The following is a 16,127-nucleotide window of genomic DNA, read 5'->3' as shown; positions in this document are numbered from 1 at the left end:
AATTGACGCACCAGCCTCGCGTGACGACGGACCCCGAGAACCTCACGGCTACAGGAGGCTACTAAACTTTTACCGCGCCTGCGGACCGAGCAGGTTCGTGCCAACGGGAGGATCTCGGTGCCGCTGCCGTCGGAACCGTTGCGGAAACTGGGGTTTCTGACCATCGGCCTGTTCGAGGCCGCCGATCCTCGCCGTGGCCACGAATCGACGCTGGACGTCATCGAGCTGGGCGAGCGGCTCGGTTTCGACAGTGCCTGGGTACGGCACCGTCACCTGCAGTACGGGATCTCGTCCCCGGTCGCCGTCCTCGCCGCGGCCTCGCAGCGCACCAGCCACATCGAACTGGGCACCGCGGTCATCCCGCTGGGCTGGGAAAACCCGCTCCGGCTCGCCGAAGACCTCGCCACGGTCGACGTCCTGTCCGGGGGGCGCGTCAACCCCGGTGTCAGCGTCGGCCCGCCCATGCACTATGACCAGGTCAGGCAGGCGCTCTACCCGGACACCGCCGGCGCCGAGGACTTCAGCTACGAGCGGGTGCGGCGGCTGCTCGATTTCGTGCGCGGCGAACCGGCCACCGACTTCAGCGGTGCCGAGGGCTTCGAAGTGTTCTCCGACCGGGTCCAGCCGCACTCGGAAGGACTGGGCCGGCGCATGTGGTACGGCGGCGGAAGCCTGCGCTCGGCCCGGTGGGCCGGTGAGCACGCGATGAACTTCCTGACCAGCAGCGTGGTGAAGGCCGAGGAATCGGAAGACTTCGCCGAGATCCAGCTTTCGCATGTCCGGATGTTCCGCGCCCACCATCCCGAGGGCGACCGCGCCCGGGTTTCCCAAGGACTCGTCGTCATCCCGACCGATTCCGCCTCATCGGAGCAGCGCGCCAAGTACGCCGAATACGTACGGAAGCGCATGCCGCGTACGGCGTCGCCCCAGGGACCCGCGCGCATGATGTTCGCACCCGACCTTCTGGGCACCTCCGCGGAAATCGCCGAACAGCTTTACTCGCTCGCCGCGTTCCGGGAGATCGACGAAGTCGCGTTCGCGCTGCCGTTCACCTTCGACCACGAGGACTACGTGCAGATCCTCTCCGACCTGGCCACCAAGCTCGGTCCCGAACTCGGCTGGCAGCCCAAGCGATAACCGTGCTTCCGCGGGGCACGGCGCCCAGACCCCGCTCAGTGACACGACAGCAGGTCCACGGTGTCGCCGTCCTGACCCCGCAGAAGCCAGCGATCGCGGACCGGCGCGGAAGGCACCTGTGTTTCGTGCATCGGCAGCGCGGCCAGGAACGACCGCGTGACCTCGAGCCATTCGGCCGCATCGGCGGCCGCGGGCGCGGAGTTTTCCGCGAGACACAACAGGTAGGCGGCCTTGCCCGCGCGGTCCACGACGACCACGCGGTCGGCGAACAGCCAGCCCTCCCCCGCTGAAGACCCGACCCAGCCGCCGACGAAGCCGAACGGCAGGTGCGGTGGTACGCACCGGCGCTGCGCCAGCCTGCGGCCCAGGTAACGGTTGACGTCCTCGCGCAGGCGCGCCACCGGGCAGCCCGCGCGTTCCACCGTGACGGTACCGGTCCCTTCGTCGTAACCGCAGAACTCGGTCAGCGGGCCGGTGTCGTCACCGAGGAAGGAGAACCGCGATCGGCGCTCGACCCAGAAGGCGCGCACCGATGTCGAGAACAGTTCGGTGAACACCTGCTCGGGATCGACGGCACCGTGGTGAACGGCGGTGTGCAACCGGTAGTCCACGCAGGATCTCCACTCTGTGTTGTTCGAAGCACGTGTGTTCGCGCAAAGCACGTGTGCGGGTGACCGGGCCTTTGACGCTCGTCGTCGGCTGTCGGTCGACGATCACGGCGGCCCGGGGCTGATCTCGCGTTTTCTGAAATGACGTGCACTCCGACGCGAAACTGGCGAGGAACACGCGAGGCGGGGTGAGCCGGTTCAGATCCGTCCGTCCGGTTTCTCACCTTCAACACACAGGCCAGCGCGCATTGTTCACATTCTGTGAACGAACATCGGATCTGCGTGGTTGGCATGGGGCCGAGAGGACTCTCGGTGCTGGAGCGGCTCTGCGCCAACTTCTCGCCCCCCGGCGGCGGGAGGCTGGTCGTGCACGTGGTCGATCCCGCCGAACACGGCCCAGGCGCGGTGTGGAATCCCGCGCAACCCAGCCATTTCCTGATGAACACCGTGTGTTCGCAGGTAACCGTTTTCACCGACGACAGCGTGCGGATGCGCGGACCGGTCAGGCGCGGCCCGTCCCTGTACGAGTGGTCCCGGCAGGTCGCCTCCACGTCGAGCCGCGGTGACGACGACACGATCCGGGCGCAGGCCAGGAGCCTCGGCCCGGATTCCTATGCGCCGCGGGCGTTCTACGGCCACTACCTCAAGTGGGCCTTCGGCGAGGTCCTCCGGCGTGCACCGGCCGGAATGCGGGTGGAGCGGCACCGGCAGCGCGCCACGGAGGTGACGAAGGACAGCGCCGGATGGTCCGTGCGGCTGGCCGACGGGAAGGCGCTGGAGGAACTGGACGCGGTCGTCCTCGCCCAGGGACACCTGCCCACCCGGCCGGACGCACGCCGGCGGGAGTTCGCCGACTTCGCGGCCGCCCACGACCTGCGCTATGTGCCGCCGGGAAACCCCGCGGACACCGACCTTTCCCGGGTGCGGCCCGGGGAACCGGTGCTCCTGCTGGGACTCGGCCTGAACTTCTTCGATCACCTCGCGACGCTCACCAGCGGCCGTGGCGGGACATTCGCCCGCGAGGGCGACGTCCTTGTCTACCATCCGTCCGGCCTCGAACCCTCGCTGTACGCCGGGTCACGCCGCGGGATTCCCCTGCACGCCCGTGGTGCGAACCAGAAGGGGGCCCAGGGCCGCCACCATCCGGTGGTGTTGTCGGCCCAGGTCGCACGCGCGCTGCGCATTCGGCCGGTGGATTTCCGTGCCGAGGTGTGGCCGCTGATCGCCAAAGAAGTCGAAACGGTCTACTACACGACGCTGCTGTCCGCCGGCTTCACCAGCGACGAGGTCGCGCGGTTCGCCCGCCGCTACCGGGCCTGCGAACACGGCGAAGACGAAACGGCGCTTCTCGACTCCTACGGCGTGCCCGGCCGGTCGCGGTGGAACTGGGATCGGGTGGAACGCCCCTTCGACCACCTGCGGTTCCGCTCGCCAGGGCACTTCCAGACCTGGCTGGTGCGGCACCTGCGCGACGACGTGGCGCGGGCGAACGAAGGCAACGTGCGCGGGCCGGTCAAGGCCGCGCTCGACGTGCTCCGCGATCTGCGTAACGAGATCAGGGCCGTGGTCGACCACAGCGGTCTGCACGCCCGGTCCCACCGGGACGATCTCGAGCGGTGGTTCAGCCCGCTCAACACGTTCCTGTCCATCGGGCCGCCCGCCCGGCGGATCGAGGAGATGGCCGCGCTGATCTCGGCGGGGGTGCTGACCGTCCTCGGTCCCGGCACTTCCGTGCGCATGGACACCGGGGCGGGCACGTTCCTCGCGGAGTCGGATGTGGTGCGCACTCCGGTGCCGGTACGCGTGGTCGTGGACGCGCGCATGCCCGCGACCGACGTCCGCACCGCCGACGACGAACTGCTGCGCCGTCTTCTGGCGTCCGGCCGGTGCCGCCCACACCGCGTGCCCGCCGCCGACGGCGGTTTCCTGGAGACCGGTGGCCTCGACGTCACCCCGCGGCCCGGCCGGGTCATCGCCGCCGACGGCATCGCGAAGCAAGGCCTTTACGCGCTCGGCGTCCCGACCGAATCGGTGCACTGGGCCACCGCGGTCGGGGTCCGGCCGTGCTCGGACTCGGCGACCCTCGGCGACGCCGACGCGATCGCCAGGGCGGCGCTGGGCGCGCGCCGCACCGACCACCACGAACCACTCAGGAGGATTCCGGCATGAGCGACTACGGCTTGCTTTCCCCGGTACGGGCGGGCACCCCGGTGGAGGACCTGACCTCCGACGAGGCCTGGCTGCGCGGGATGTGCGCGGCGGAGGCGGGGCTTGCCCGTGCGCAGGCCGGCCTCGGCACCGTTCCCGTCACGGCCGCCAACGCGATCACCAAGATCGTCGACGACGAGCGTTTCGATCTCGCCGATCTCGCCGTCCGCGCCAGGGGTGCGGCCAATCCCGTCGTCGCGGTGGTGGAAGAGATCACCGCCAGGCTGGCCGCCGTGGACCCGGACGCCGCGGAGTACGTGCACCGCGGCTCCACCAGCCAGGACGTGCTGGACACCGCCGCGTGCCTGGTGACCGCCCAGGTGCTGCGGCACGTGCGGGCCGACCTCGCCGAGCTGGCCGGAGCGCTCACGGCGCTGGCCAGGAGGCACCGCCGGACCGCGATGCCGGGCCGCACGCTGACCCAGCACGCCGTGCCCACGACGTTCGGCCTGAAGGCGGCCGGCTGGCTGCAGCTCGTCCGCGAGGTGGACGCCAGGGCCGAACATCTCGTCCGCCGCGGACTTCCGGTGCAGCTCGGTGGCGCGGCGGGCACGATGGCCGCCTACTTGGAATACGCCGCCCTGTACTTCGGTCTCGACCAGCCCGTGCCGCCCACCTACGCCGGGGATCTCATCTCCGCGTACGCGCGGGAACTGGGCCTTGCCGAGCCCGTTGTGCCGTGGCACGCGCTGCGCTTTCCGTTCGCCGACGTCGGCGCGTGGTGCGCGCTGCTGACCGGCGCGCTCGGCAAGATCGCCGTCGATGTCCAGTCCCTGTGCCGCACCGAGGTCGCCGAACTGGCCGAGCCGACGGCCGCCGGGCGAGGCGTCTCGTCGGCGATGCCGCAGAAGCAGAACCCGGCCCTGGCCACCATGATCCGGTCGGCGGCGATCCAGGCACCCGGGCTGGCCGCGACCCTGGCGCACTGCATGCTGGCCGAGGACGAGCGCTCCGGCGGAGCGTGGCACGCCGAGTGGCAGCCGCTGCGCGAGTGCCTGCGCCTCGCCGGGGGCGCCGCGCACACCGCGCTGGAGCTCGTGGCCGGCCTGCGCGTGTTCCCCGAGCGGATGCGAGCCAACCTGATGGCCACCCGCGGCGGGATCGTCGCCGAGCGACTGTCCGCACGGTTGGCCCCGAAGCTGGGCAAGGCCGAGGCGAAACGGATCGTCTCGGCCGCGGCGAGCAAGGCGGCCACCCGCGATGTGCCGCTCGCCGAGGTGCTGGCGGCGGAACCCGCTGTGGCGGCACGGTTCGATCCCGGCACGCTGGAGCGATTGCTCGACCCGGACGGCTACCTGGGCGCGGCCGACGCCCTCGTGGACCGCGCCCTCAGCGCCGATGAGATCGACAGGCCCTAGGCGAAAGCCCGCCCCTGACCCGGGTCAGGGGCGAGGAGGGCGATGGAGGCCTGGACCGCGAGGTCGGTGACGTCGCCGATGTTCCCGCCGTCCTCGACGGTGGTGGCCATCAACTCGCGCAGGCCGCCGAGCAGGATGATCACCAGGCATCGCGACGGCGAATGGATCCCGGCGGCGCGCAGCTCGCCGGTGTCGGAGAGCGTCTGGATCATGGTGACGAACTCGTCCATCACGGTGCGCTGCAGGCCGCGGGCGGCCTCGCCGAGAGCCGGCACGTCCCGGATCCAGCTCACCGTGAGGGCGGGTGCGGATTTGGCGGCGGAGATCCAGGCCTCGACCGCCTGCCTGATCTGGGTTCCCCAGGGCGCCTTCGGATCCACCGCGGCGGAGATGTGCCGGATCACCTCCTGGTTCGTGTCGGTGAGAAGGGCGACGAAGCAGGCCTCTTTGTCGGAAAAGTACTGGTAGAACGTGCGTCGCGAGGTACGGGCGCGGCGGACGACGTCGGCGACCGTGGTCCGGCGGTAGCCGTCCTCGGCGATGCACTCGGCCAGTGCGTCGAGCAGCCGCCGCCGGAACCCGCCCGGGTCGTCATCGCGCGCCGCCCGGTCCGGCAGGCCGCGCCCCCTGGTCTTCGCTGTGGTCACGCCGCACGTCACCGCCTTCCTTGCCGGCTATGGTACGGCAGCGTACCGTCGGAGGGCGGTACACTGCCGTACCACCACCAGTCACCGGCGGCAAGGAGCGAAGATGCCCCGACCACGTCCTCGTATCACCGGCCGGCCGGTGGTGATCACCGGTGCCGCTTCGGGCATCGGCCGAGGCCTCGCGGTTCGCCTGGCCGGGCTGGGCTCGCCCGTGGCCATCGCCGACGTGGACGAAGCCGGACTGGAGAAGACCGCGGCGTCGCTGTCCGGTCCCGTGCTCACCCGCGTGCTTGACGTCCGTGACGCGGCCGAGGTGCTGCGGTTCGCCGACGAGGTGCGTTCATGGCTGCCCGCTTCGCTGGCCGCCGTGTTCAACAACGCCGGGGTCGCGGTGGCCTCGACCGTGCTCGACGCGGTCCCCGAGGACGACCAATGGCTGCACGACATCAACTTCCACGGCGTGGTCAACGGCACCCGCGCCTTCCTCCCCCTCCTCGCCGAACAGGACCAGGGCGTCATCGTCAACACCTCCAGCGTGTTCGGCCTGGTCGGCATGCCCTACCAGAGCGCCTACTGCGCCGCCAAATTCGCCGTCCGCGGCTTCACCGACGCCCTGCGGCAGGAACTCCGCGGCACCGGTGTGCGAGCGGTGACCGTGCACCCGGGCGGTATCACCACCAACATCGTCCACAACGCCCGCATCCGCAAAGACCCCGAAGGACTCGGCCGCACGAAGGAACAGATGGCCGCCCAGTTCGAGGCGATCACCATGACCTCGCCGGACAAGGCCGCCGAGATCATCCACCGCGGCGTCGAACGTGGCAAGGCCCGCATCCTGGTCGGCCCCGACGCCTACCTGTTCGACGCGCTGGCCCGGATCGCGCCGACCCACTACTTCAGCCTGATCTCCCTGGTCCAGACCAGGCCACGCGCAGGGGGAAAGGAGAACTCATGACTCCCGAGCACGTCGACGTGCTGATCGTCGGCGCCGGGCTGTCCGGCATCGGCGCGGCACATCACCTTCAGACGGCCTTTCCGAACCGCACCTACACCATCCTCGAAGCACGCGAAACCCTCGGCGGGACCTGGGACCTGTTCCGCTATCCCGGCGTGCGGTCGGATTCCGACATGCACACCCTCGCCTACCGGTTCCGGCCGTGGACGAGGACCAAGGCCATCGCCGGCGGACCGGCCATCCTGGAATACCTCCGCGACACCGCGGCCGAGGCCGGGATCAACCGGAAGATCCGCTTCGGACACCGGGTCGTGCGCGCCGAATGGTCCACTCAGGACACACGCTGGACCGTGGAGTGCGTCCACAACGGCCGGCCGGTCCGGCTCACCGCCGGCTTCCTCCACGTCTGCAGCGGCTACTACCACTACGATTCCGGGTACTCCCCGGAATTTCCCGGCCTGACGAAGTTCCGGGGCACGGTGATCCACCCGCAGCACTGGCCCGAAAACCTCGACTACGCCGGCAAGAAGGTCGTCGTGATCGGCAGTGGTGCGACGGCCGTGACGCTCGTCCCCGCCATGACCGACAGGGCCGCGCACGTGACCATGCTCCAGCGCTCCCCCACCTACGTCGTGTCGTCGCCCGCCGAGGACGCCCTCGGCGGCACGCTGCGCCGTTTCCTGGGACCCCGGCGCGCCTGTGCCATCGTGCGGTGGAAGAACATCGCGCTGGGCACGCTGCTGTATCAGCTCAGCCGCCGGCGCCCGCACGTGGTGAAATCGATGATCCGCAAGGCGGCGATCCGGCAGCTGCCCGCGGGCTACGACGTGGACACCCATTTCAAGCCCCGCTACCAGCCCTGGGATCAGCGGTTGTGCCTCGTTCCCGACGGCGATCTGTTCACCGCCATCCGGCGGGGACGGGCGTCCGTCGTCACCGACCAGATCGAGGAGTTCACCGAAACCGGGATCCGCCTGAAATCCGGGCCGGAACTCGAGGCGGACATCGCGGTCACCGCGACCGGGCTGCGCCTGCTGACCCTCGGCGGCATCCGGCTCACCGTCGACGGCCACGACGTGAAACCGCCGGAAACCCTGGTCTACAAGGGAATGATGCTTTCCGGCGTGCCCAACTTCGCGTTCACCATGGGCTACACCAACGCTTCCTGGACCCTCAAGGCCGACCTCGTCAGCGAATACGTCATCCGGCTGCTCCGGCAGATGGACGCCCACGGCTACGACCAGTGCGTCCCGGTCAGGGACGACGCCGATGTCACCGAGCGGCCCCTGCTCGAGTTCAACGCCGGATATGTCCTGCGCGCCATCGACGACTTCCCGAAGGCCGGTTCGCGGTACCCGTGGCGCTTCGACACGAACTACGCACGCGACCTGCTGATACTGCGGCACGGCCGGGTCGACGACGGCATCATGCGGTTCTCCCACCGGTCCGTGACGCCCGCGGTGGTTCGCCGGCCCGCCTGAGCCGGAAAAAGGCGGTCGCTAATTAGGGTGCTTCCTGCGGTGTGCCGATCGGGTGCGCGCTGACACCGGTGTGCACCATCAGGACCCGGGTGCGGTCCCGTCCCAGCCCGCGGAAGCGGTGCGGGAGCCGGCCGGGGTAGCGCACACAGTCACCCGGCTCGAGCACGTAGGTGGCCTTGCCGAGGTCGACCTCGATCATCCCTTCGGCAAGGTAGAGGAACTCGTTGCCGGCGTGGGCGAAGAACTGGCCGAACTCCTTGTCGATCCACGTGTACTCGGTCGGGAAGAAGCCGGGCGAGGACGGCAGTTGCCGGGCGGAGCCCTTGCTGGTGTCCACCATCGGGATCGGCACGCCTTCGCCGGCGCGCAGGACCGCGACCTCCGGGCCGTCGAAGGCGTCGTTGGCGCCCGCGATCAGCAGGTCCTGGGTGGCGTTCAACGCCTCGGCGATCCGGTGCAGCGAGGTCATGCTCGGCTGCGCGAGCCCGCGCTCCACCTGGCTGAGAAACGAGTGCGACAGGCCGGTGCTGGCGGCGAGCTGGACCAGCGTCAGCTTGCGCCGGTGTCGGATCGTCCGGATCGTCCGGCCCATGCGCTCCCGGGGAGTGAGCTCCCCCGCCGCCTGGTCCATCTGTTCACATCCCTGAAATAATCGGCCGTCAGGGTCGATGTTGATGTTGTCGACATTACCGGATCCACCCCCTGTGGTTCGCGACCGGAACAGTGGGGGACGACGTTCATGTCTTCGCGGAACCGGGCCACGTCAGCAGCCTCCTGATGCTCGGTGACGACCTCGCAGTCATCTTCGACACCGGCATGGGCATCGGCTCCATCCTTTCCGGGGTAAGGCGGATCACCACCCTACCGCTCGTGGCCGTGAACGCACACCGCCACCACGACCATCGCAGCGGCGATGCCGGGCCCGCACTGTACACAGTGGACATCGCGGTCCACCGGGCGGGCGCGGATGCGCACGAACCGGCACCGGAGAGGTGGCGGGCGGACTACGGGGTCCTCGCCCGTCATAGTGACGAACGGTTCCGCCGGCTCGCTCGGTTCGACTATGAAACGTTTTTCCACTGACCGAAGCCGGGAAGATCCGCGGTCGTGGCGGGCGCACGACGCCGGTCCCGCTCGCCGAACCCGGTGCTGCGGCACGGCTTCGACGCCATTCGCGATACTTTCGGGAGCGTGATGATCCCGGAACTCCTGCACCGGATCACCGGAATGTCGCTCGCCGACGGCACGGCAGCCGACATTACGGTCGAAAACGGCATTGTTACCGCGGTGGATCCCGCGGGCGCGCCCGGCGACCTCCATCTGCCGGGCTGGCTGCTGCTCAGCGCGGCGACCGAGCCACACGCACATCTGGACAAGGCGTTGAGCTGGTCCCGCGTCCAGCAGGCCTACGGCGACCTGCAAACGGCGATCGACAGCTGGCTCGCCTACGCCGTCACCATGACCGGCAAAGAGGTCTACACCCGCTCCGGACGCGCGCTTGAACACTATCTGGCCCATGGCATCACGACCATCCGAACCCACGCGGACGTCCTACCGGGCGAGGAACCGTTGCGCGGTGTCGCGGCCCTGCTCAGACTGCGCGACGAGGTGCGCGACCTGATGGATGTGCAGGTCGTGCTGCTCACCCGCGAGGATTCCCCGGACTCGGTGGTCGCCGACGCGGTCGCGCTCGGCGTGGACGTCCTCGGCGGCTGCCCGCACCTGTGCCCCGATCCGACCGCGGAGACGCGCCGGCTGCTCGATCTGGCCGAACGGTTCGGCCTCCCCCTGGACCTGCACACCGACGAACAGCTGGGCGCCGACGTGCTGTCCATCCGCGAACTCTGCCGCCAGGTGCGGGCCCGTGGCCTCCAGCAGCGCGTGACGGCAAGCCACTGCGTCAGCCTCGGCTCGCTCGAACCCGAGTTGCTGGCCGAGGTGATCGCCGAGGTGCGCGCGGCCGGGCTGGGCATCGTCAGCCTCCCGATCACCAACCTCTACCTGCAGGGACGGGACCATTCCTGGTCGAGACCGCGCGGCATACCCGCCCTGCGGGCGTTGCTGGACGCCGGTATCGACGTGGCCGCCGGGGGTGACAACCTGCGCGACCCGTTCAACCCGATGGGCCGGGCCGACCCGTTCGAGACGACCTCCCTGCTGGTCACGGCCGGGCACCTCGACGAAGCCTCCGCACTGGCCGCCGTCACCGCCGGCGGCCGGACCGTGCTCGGGCTGCCGCCGTCCGGTCCGGCCGTCGGCTCGGTTGCGAACTTCGTCGCGGTGCGGGCGGACTCGCTCGCCGACGTGCTGGCGGGTCCGGGCGACGCGCGGGTGGTCATCCACGGGGGCCGCCTGGTGAGCCGGACCGTTGTCGACCGGAAGACCGCGCTGTCCGCGTTCGCCGCGAGGCCGCTGTGACGGCATCCGTCGGTACCGGAACCCTCCGTTTCGCCGCTGTCGCCAAGACGTTCGACAACGGCACCATAGCACTGTCCGAAGTGGACCTCGACCTCGCGCCGGGAGATTTCGTCAGCGTGGTCGGGCCTTCCGGCTGCGGCAAGAGCACGCTGCTGCGGCTGGCCTCCGGGCTGACCGCGCCGACCGGCGGGGAAATTTTCGCGGACACCGGCAAGATCGGGTACGTCTTCCAGGACCCGACCCTGCTGGAATGGCGCAGCGCGGCGAAAAACGTCGAGCTGGCCGGGGAGCTGCACGGCATGGCCAGGGCCGAGCGGCGGAAACGGGCGGCCGAGGCACTGGAACTGGTCGGGCTCGCCGGGTTCGAAAAACAGCTGCCGGGCCAGCTGTCCGGTGGCATGCGGATGCGGGTTTCCCTGGCCAGGGCACTCACCCTCGACCCGGAGATCTTCCTGTTCGACGAGCCCTTCGGCGCGCTCGACGAGATCACGCGGCTGCGCATGCAGGACGAGTTGCAGCGGTTGTTCCGCACCCAGGGCTTCACCGGGCTGTTCATCACGCACTCGGTGACCGAAGCGGTGTACCTGTCCACGCGGGTCGCGGTCATGTCCGCCCGGCCCGGCCGGATCGTGCGGGAGGTCGACGTGCCCTTTCCCTTCCCGCGCTCCCCCGAAATCCGCTACCACGCCGATTTCGCGCGCATCGCCGGTGAAGTGTCCGCCGCGCTGAAGGAGGCTTCGTCGTGAGCGCGCCGGCAAGGCGCGAGCTGTTCCGGATCAGCGCCGCGGGCGCACCGAGGCGGCGACGGCACGGTCCACTGTGGCCGGTCCTGCGGACCGTCGTGCCCGTACTCGCGGCGATGGTCGTCGCCATCGTTCTGTGGCTCGCCGTCAGCTACCTGCTGCTTTCGCCGAACCGCCGGTTCCTGGTGCCGCCGCCGGGGCAGGTGCTCACCGACTCGTTCGGCGACTGGACGCACCTGCGACCGATGCTGGCGGCGCTCGGGCTCACCGCCGAGGTCGCGCTCGCCGGCCTCGGGATCGCCTCGGTGCTCGGCATCGTGACCGCGATCCTGATGAGCCAGGCGAGCTGGGTCGAGCGCGCAATCTACCCCTATGCCGTCGTGCTGCAGACGGTGCCGATCCTGGCGATCGTGCCGCTGATCGGCCTGTGGTTCGACTACGGCTTCACCAGCCGGGTGATCGTGTGCGTCATCATCGCGTTGTTCCCGATGATCGCCAACACGCTCTTCGGGCTGCATTCGGCGACCCAGGGCGCGCACGAGTTGTTCACCCTGAACAACGCGTCCCGATGGCAGCGGCTGACCAAGCTGCAACTGCCGGCCGCGCTGCCGTCGATCTTCACCGGGCTGCGGACCTCGTCCGGGCTGTCGGTGATCGGGGCGATCGTCGGCGACTTCTTCTTCAAACAGGGCGAACCCGGCATCGGGACGCTGCTGGACGTCTACCGCGCCCGGTTGCAGTCCACCGACCTGTTCGCCGCTATCATCCTGGCCTCACTGTTCGGCATCGTCGTGTTCGCGTTCTTCACCGTGCTCGGCAAGTTCGTCGTCGGGAAGCGGTCTTAGGACTTATCGCGGCCCGCGCGGGGCCGCACGACAGGGAGCAGCCATGCGCAAAGGTCGTCTCTACGCGGGATTGCTCGTGCCCACGTTAGCCGTTTCACTGGCGGCCTGCGGTAATTCGGGGGAATCCACTTCGCCCGCGAGTACCACACTGGCGCCGCCGACGAACACGGTGAACCTCGCCGGGATCTGCCCGGCCACCGTGGTGGTCCAGATGGACTGGGAGCCGGAGGCCGAGCACGCCGGGGCCTACGAGCTGGTCGGCGCCGGTTACACCATCGACTCGGACAAGAAGCGCGTCAGCGGGCCGCTGGTGATCGACGGGATGAACACCGGCGTGAAGATCGAGGTCCGCGCGGGCGGGTCGGCGATCGGCTTTCAGAACGTGTCTTCCCAGATGTACGTGGACAAGGAAATCACGCTGGGTGCGATCACCACGGACAGCGCTATCTCGGCGTCCACCACGCAGCCGGTCACCGCGGTCGTGTCGCCGCTGAACAGGAGCCCGCAGATGCTGATGTGGGATCCCGCGACCCATCACGACTGGAACACCATCGGCGACATCGGCAGGACCGACGCCAAGGTCGTCGTGTCGACCGGCTCGCCCTATCCGTCCATGCTGGTCGAGAAGGGACTGGTCAAGCAGAGCCAGATCGACACGAGCTACGACGGCGCGCCGGCCCGGTTCGTGGCCAACCCCGGCATCGCGCAGCAGGGCTTCGCCACCGCCGAGCCCTACATCTACCAGCACGAGGTGCAGGCCTGGCAGAAGCCGGTGAAGTACCAGCTGCTCGTCGACGTCGGCTACGACGTCTATCCGGAAGCGCTTTCCGTGCGGACCGCCGATCTGACGACGCTCTCGCCCTGCCTGAAGAAGCTGGTTCCGATCCTGCAGAAGGCCCAGGCGAACTACATCGCCGACCCGGCCGCGGCGAACAAGCTCATCGTGGAAACCGTCCGGAAGTACAACGACAGCTGGACCTATTCCGCGGACGTCGCCGATTTCGCCGTGAAGGCCATGAAAGACCTCAAGATCGTCGCGAACGACACCACCGGGCCGATCGGCGGGATGGACCCCGCCCGGGTGCAGTCGGCCATCGACACCTTCGCGCCGATCCTGACCTCGACCGGCGCGAAGGTGAAGGACGGCCTGAAGGCGGCCGACATCGCGACCGGCGAATTCATCGACAAGACAGTGCGAACGCAATGACCCGGAGCACGAGCCTGCCCATCGCGGAGCTGGCCGAGAAGATCAGCGCCGATCTGGGGGCCGACGCCGTCTCCACCGACCCCGTGAAGCTCGCTCGGGCGTCGGTGGACTGGGCCCACATGTCGCCGATCCTCAAGGAGAAGCTGCCGGCGGGCCGGGCCGACCTCCTGGTGACCCCGCGGTCGGCCGAGCAGATCCCCGTGGCCGTGAAGCACGCCTACGACCTGGGCGTGCCGATCACCCCCCGGGGGACGGGCCTGGGCAACTACGGCCAGGCCATCCCGTTGCACGGCGGCATAGTGCTGGACACCTCGAGGTGCCAGCGGATCGTGGCGGTCGACGAGGGCACGGTCACCGCCGAAGCGGGGGCCCGGATGCGGGACCTGGACAACGAACTGCGCCGGACCGGCCAGGAGCTGCCCATCTTCCCGTCCACCAAGGGATCCACCCTCGGCGGCTTCCTGGCCGGGGGCAGTGGCGGGACCGGTTCGCTGATTTACGGGACGAACGCCGACGGGTTCGTACGCGCGCTCGACATCGTGGCCTGCGACGGCAGCGGCGAACTCCGGCATGTCGAGGGCGACGCGACGGTACCCTACATTCACGCTTACGGCACAACGGGAATCATCGCGCGAGCCACCGTCGTGGTGACGCCGGCCTACGACTGGGCCGGCGTGTTCACCGCCTGGGACGACTTCGACTCGGCGACCGGCTTCCTGCGCTCGCTGGGTGCGGTGGATCCCTCGCCCCGACTCGTTTCGCTGGACGAGGCGGTGATCGTGGGCGCGCTGCCGGAGGACCCCGCGCTGGACCCGAACCGGCTCAGCGTGCGGGCGATCGTGCGTACGGAGACCGTCGACGAGGTCCGAAGACTCGTCGCGGACCAGGGCGGCGAGGTGCTCGACGTGCGCGCGGACTCCGAGCGGGTGAGCGCGCTGTCGTTCAACCACTCGACCTTCCACCTGCAGAGGAAGTATCCCGGCATCTTCCACCTCGAGGTGGCGGGCGAGAAGTTGTGGTCCGACCCCGATGCCGTGCGGGCCGTGTACCCGGGCACCATACTGCATCTCGAACTGATGCGCACCGAGGTGGTGGGCATGCTGATGGCGTCCTACTCGTCGCCCGAGCAGGTCCATGACGGGATGGAGCGGCTGGAGGCGATGGGGGTGTCCATCCACAGCCCGCACACCTGGATCCTGGAACGCCGGATCGACCGAGTCCGCGCGGTGCTCGAGGACAACGACCCGCGCGGCCTGCTCAACCCGGGGAAGTTACCGCCATCGTGAGGAACGCATGCCGAACTTCATCGAGCTGACCGGGCCAGGGTCGGAGCGGCTGCCGGCGGACTCGGTCGCGGTGCCGCCCTTGGGCGCGATCGAAGAGCACGGTCCGCGTCTGCCGCTGTCCACCGACTTCACGATCGCTTCCGCCGCCGACGCCACGGTGACGGAAGCGGGTGGGGGCTTCGGGCTGCTGCCCGCGCCGCCTACCCCGAAATCCGACGAACACGCCTGGTCGTCCGGCACGCTACGGCTGTCCTGGGACACGGTGATGCGGACGCTGACGGACATCGGTAACTCGCTGGCGGCGAGCCCGGTCCGGCGGCTGGTGTTCCTCAACGACCACGGCGGCAACAGCGCGCTGCTGCAGGTGGCCAGCCGGGAACTCCGACAGCGGTTCGGGCTACGGACCTTCCTGACGCATCCCGGGATGCCGGCCGGCCAGGGTGGCGCCTCACCGGCCGGCGAGCTGAGCATGGGCGTGCACGGCGGCCGCAACGAGACTTCGGTGATGCCGCTCCTGCGCCCGGACCTCGTACGGCTCGATCTCGCCGTGCGTTCCGTGCCCGAGCGGTTGGCGTCCTACGAGCACATCGGGTTCGGCAGGGCGGCCGGCTCAGCGACGACTTCGGCACACGAGGCTGCCTGACGCGGTGGTGATCGTGCCGGTCAGTTCGGCGTTGAAGAGGTCCAGCCGCCAGTCGATCCCGGTGATCGCGCCGGCGGGCTCCAGGGTGAAGTACCCGATCGGCAACCTCGCGAGGCCGAACAGCGAGCCGAACTCGGGCCGGTGGTCCCGCACCTGGCTGTGCTGGACGTTGAACCGGATCGCGTTCCGGCCGGGCTCGGCGTAGATCCCGGAGCCGAGGTACCCGTTTCCGGGTAACGGGCCCTCGTACCAGGTCGCCGGCATCCTTCGCCACCTGGCGTCGGCGCTGCCGAGGAAACTCGGCCAGGGGAAGTCGTCCCCTCCGGGCGGTGTGGCCGCGGCCGCCCATGCCAGCCCGGCCAACCCACCACCCAGCACCGTCCGGCATGTCACGTCCATCCCTCGACCTCCTTTCGCCCAGTGTTTCCGATAGACATACGATGTATTTCGGAGACCACGGCCCCGACTCGCGGCATTTCGCGCGAAATTTACCGGAAGTGCCGAACAGGTTCAACCACGAGACGCGTGAGTCATCGGATGTATTCCGCGCTCACGTCCCGCCGCCCGGACGCGAGCGCGGAAGTGGCCCGG

15 protein-coding genes and 1 pseudogene are annotated in these 16,127 nt (G+C 69.4%); 12 read left to right on the top strand and 4 right to left on the bottom strand.

Going from position 1 to position 16,127, the window contains the following annotated elements:
• Positions 1-117: 117 nt before the first annotated feature.
• Positions 118-1,137 (top strand): LLM class flavin-dependent oxidoreductase, encoded by a 1,020-nt coding sequence (locus VJT49_RS07065; protein ID WP_324163897.1) that lies wholly within the window; start codon positions 118-120, stop codon positions 1,135-1,137.
• A gap of 35 nt (positions 1,138-1,172) precedes the next feature.
• Here VJT49_RS07065 and VJT49_RS07060 read toward each other — a convergent pair whose 3' ends face one another.
• Positions 1,173-1,748 carry a hypothetical protein gene (locus VJT49_RS07060; RefSeq protein WP_324163896.1) on the bottom strand — a complete coding sequence of 192 codons (576 nt, stop codon included), beginning with the start codon at positions 1,746-1,748 and terminating at the stop codon, positions 1,173-1,175.
• Positions 1,749-2,036: 288 nt separating this feature from the next.
• On the opposite strand from VJT49_RS07060, the gene VJT49_RS07055 reads away from it, so the two are divergent.
• Entirely contained in the window at positions 2,037-3,914 is a 1,878-nt protein-coding gene (locus VJT49_RS07055; RefSeq protein WP_324163895.1) for an FAD/NAD(P)-binding protein, read from the top strand.
• Positions 3,911-5,311: an adenylosuccinate lyase family protein gene (locus VJT49_RS07050; protein WP_324163894.1), complete on the top strand. Its 1,401-nt coding sequence runs from the start codon at positions 3,911-3,913 to the stop codon at positions 5,309-5,311. The genes VJT49_RS07055 and VJT49_RS07050 overlap by 4 nt, the downstream gene beginning before the upstream one ends.
• Here VJT49_RS07050 and VJT49_RS07045 read toward each other — a convergent pair.
• Positions 5,308-5,958: a TetR/AcrR family transcriptional regulator gene (locus VJT49_RS07045; RefSeq protein WP_414635853.1), complete on the bottom strand. Its 651-nt coding sequence runs from the start codon at positions 5,956-5,958 to the stop codon at positions 5,308-5,310. The two genes, VJT49_RS07050 and VJT49_RS07045, sit on opposite strands and share 4 nt — an antisense overlap.
• A gap of 103 nt (positions 5,959-6,061) precedes the next feature.
• On the opposite strand from VJT49_RS07045, the gene VJT49_RS07040 reads away from it, so the two are divergent.
• A complete protein-coding gene (locus tag VJT49_RS07040) occupies positions 6,062-6,913 on the top strand; it encodes an SDR family NAD(P)-dependent oxidoreductase (RefSeq protein ID WP_324163893.1) in 852 nt (283 codons plus the stop codon).
• Entirely contained in the window at positions 6,910-8,394 is a 1,485-nt protein-coding gene (locus VJT49_RS07035) for an NAD(P)/FAD-dependent oxidoreductase (RefSeq protein WP_324163892.1), read from the top strand. Before VJT49_RS07040 ends, VJT49_RS07035 begins: the two co-directional genes overlap by 4 nt.
• Before the next feature lie 22 nt (positions 8,395-8,416).
• Here VJT49_RS07035 and VJT49_RS07030 read toward each other — a convergent pair whose 3' ends face one another.
• Positions 8,417-9,025: an XRE family transcriptional regulator gene (locus tag VJT49_RS07030; RefSeq protein ID WP_324163891.1), complete on the bottom strand. Its 609-nt coding sequence runs from the start codon at positions 9,023-9,025 to the stop codon at positions 8,417-8,419.
• 92 nt (positions 9,026-9,117) lie between these two features.
• Between VJT49_RS07030 and VJT49_RS07025 the strand changes: the two genes are divergently transcribed.
• Genes VJT49_RS07025 through VJT49_RS06995 form a run of 7 tightly spaced genes read left to right on the top strand, consistent with a single transcriptional unit; the run spans position 9,118 to position 15,536 of the window.
• A complete protein-coding gene (locus tag VJT49_RS07025; protein ID WP_324163890.1) occupies positions 9,118-9,477 on the top strand; it encodes a hypothetical protein in 360 nt (119 codons plus the stop codon).
• A gap of 24 nt (positions 9,478-9,501) precedes the next feature.
• On the top strand, positions 9,502-10,812 hold the full coding sequence (locus tag VJT49_RS07020) for an amidohydrolase family protein (protein WP_324163889.1): 1,311 nt from the start codon (positions 9,502-9,504) through the stop codon (positions 10,810-10,812).
• Positions 10,809-11,558: an ABC transporter ATP-binding protein gene (locus VJT49_RS07015; protein ID WP_324163888.1), complete on the top strand. Its 750-nt coding sequence runs from the start codon at positions 10,809-10,811 to the stop codon at positions 11,556-11,558. Before VJT49_RS07020 ends, VJT49_RS07015 begins: the two co-directional genes overlap by 4 nt.
• Positions 11,555-12,400 carry an ABC transporter permease gene (locus tag VJT49_RS07010; protein WP_324163887.1) on the top strand — a complete coding sequence of 282 codons (846 nt, stop codon included), beginning with the start codon at positions 11,555-11,557 and terminating at the stop codon, positions 12,398-12,400. Before VJT49_RS07015 ends, VJT49_RS07010 begins: the two co-directional genes overlap by 4 nt.
• A 43-nt stretch (positions 12,401-12,443) precedes the next feature.
• On the top strand, positions 12,444-13,607 hold the full coding sequence (locus VJT49_RS07005; protein ID WP_324163886.1) for an ABC transporter substrate-binding protein: 1,164 nt from the start codon (positions 12,444-12,446) through the stop codon (positions 13,605-13,607).
• Positions 13,604-14,893: an FAD-binding oxidoreductase gene (locus VJT49_RS07000; protein WP_324163885.1), complete on the top strand. Its 1,290-nt coding sequence runs from the start codon at positions 13,604-13,606 to the stop codon at positions 14,891-14,893. The genes VJT49_RS07005 and VJT49_RS07000 overlap by 4 nt, the downstream gene beginning before the upstream one ends.
• Before the next feature lie 7 nt (positions 14,894-14,900).
• Complete coding sequence (locus VJT49_RS06995; protein ID WP_324163884.1) at positions 14,901-15,536, top strand: creatininase family protein; 636 nt, start codon at positions 14,901-14,903, stop codon at positions 15,534-15,536.
• Here the strand turns inward: VJT49_RS06995 and VJT49_RS06990 are convergent.
• Positions 15,513-15,935 (bottom strand): annotated as a pseudogene (locus tag VJT49_RS06990) (Tat pathway signal sequence domain protein); the annotation flags it as partial. The gene VJT49_RS06995 and the pseudogene VJT49_RS06990 sit on opposite strands and share 24 nt — an antisense overlap.
• Between the last annotated feature and the right edge of the window lie 192 nt (positions 15,936-16,127).

The organism is Amycolatopsis sp., assembly GCF_035276945.1.
Lineage (GTDB): Bacteria > Actinomycetota > Actinomycetes > Mycobacteriales > Pseudonocardiaceae > Amycolatopsis_E.
This window is presented reverse-complemented; position numbering and strand designations above follow the sequence as displayed.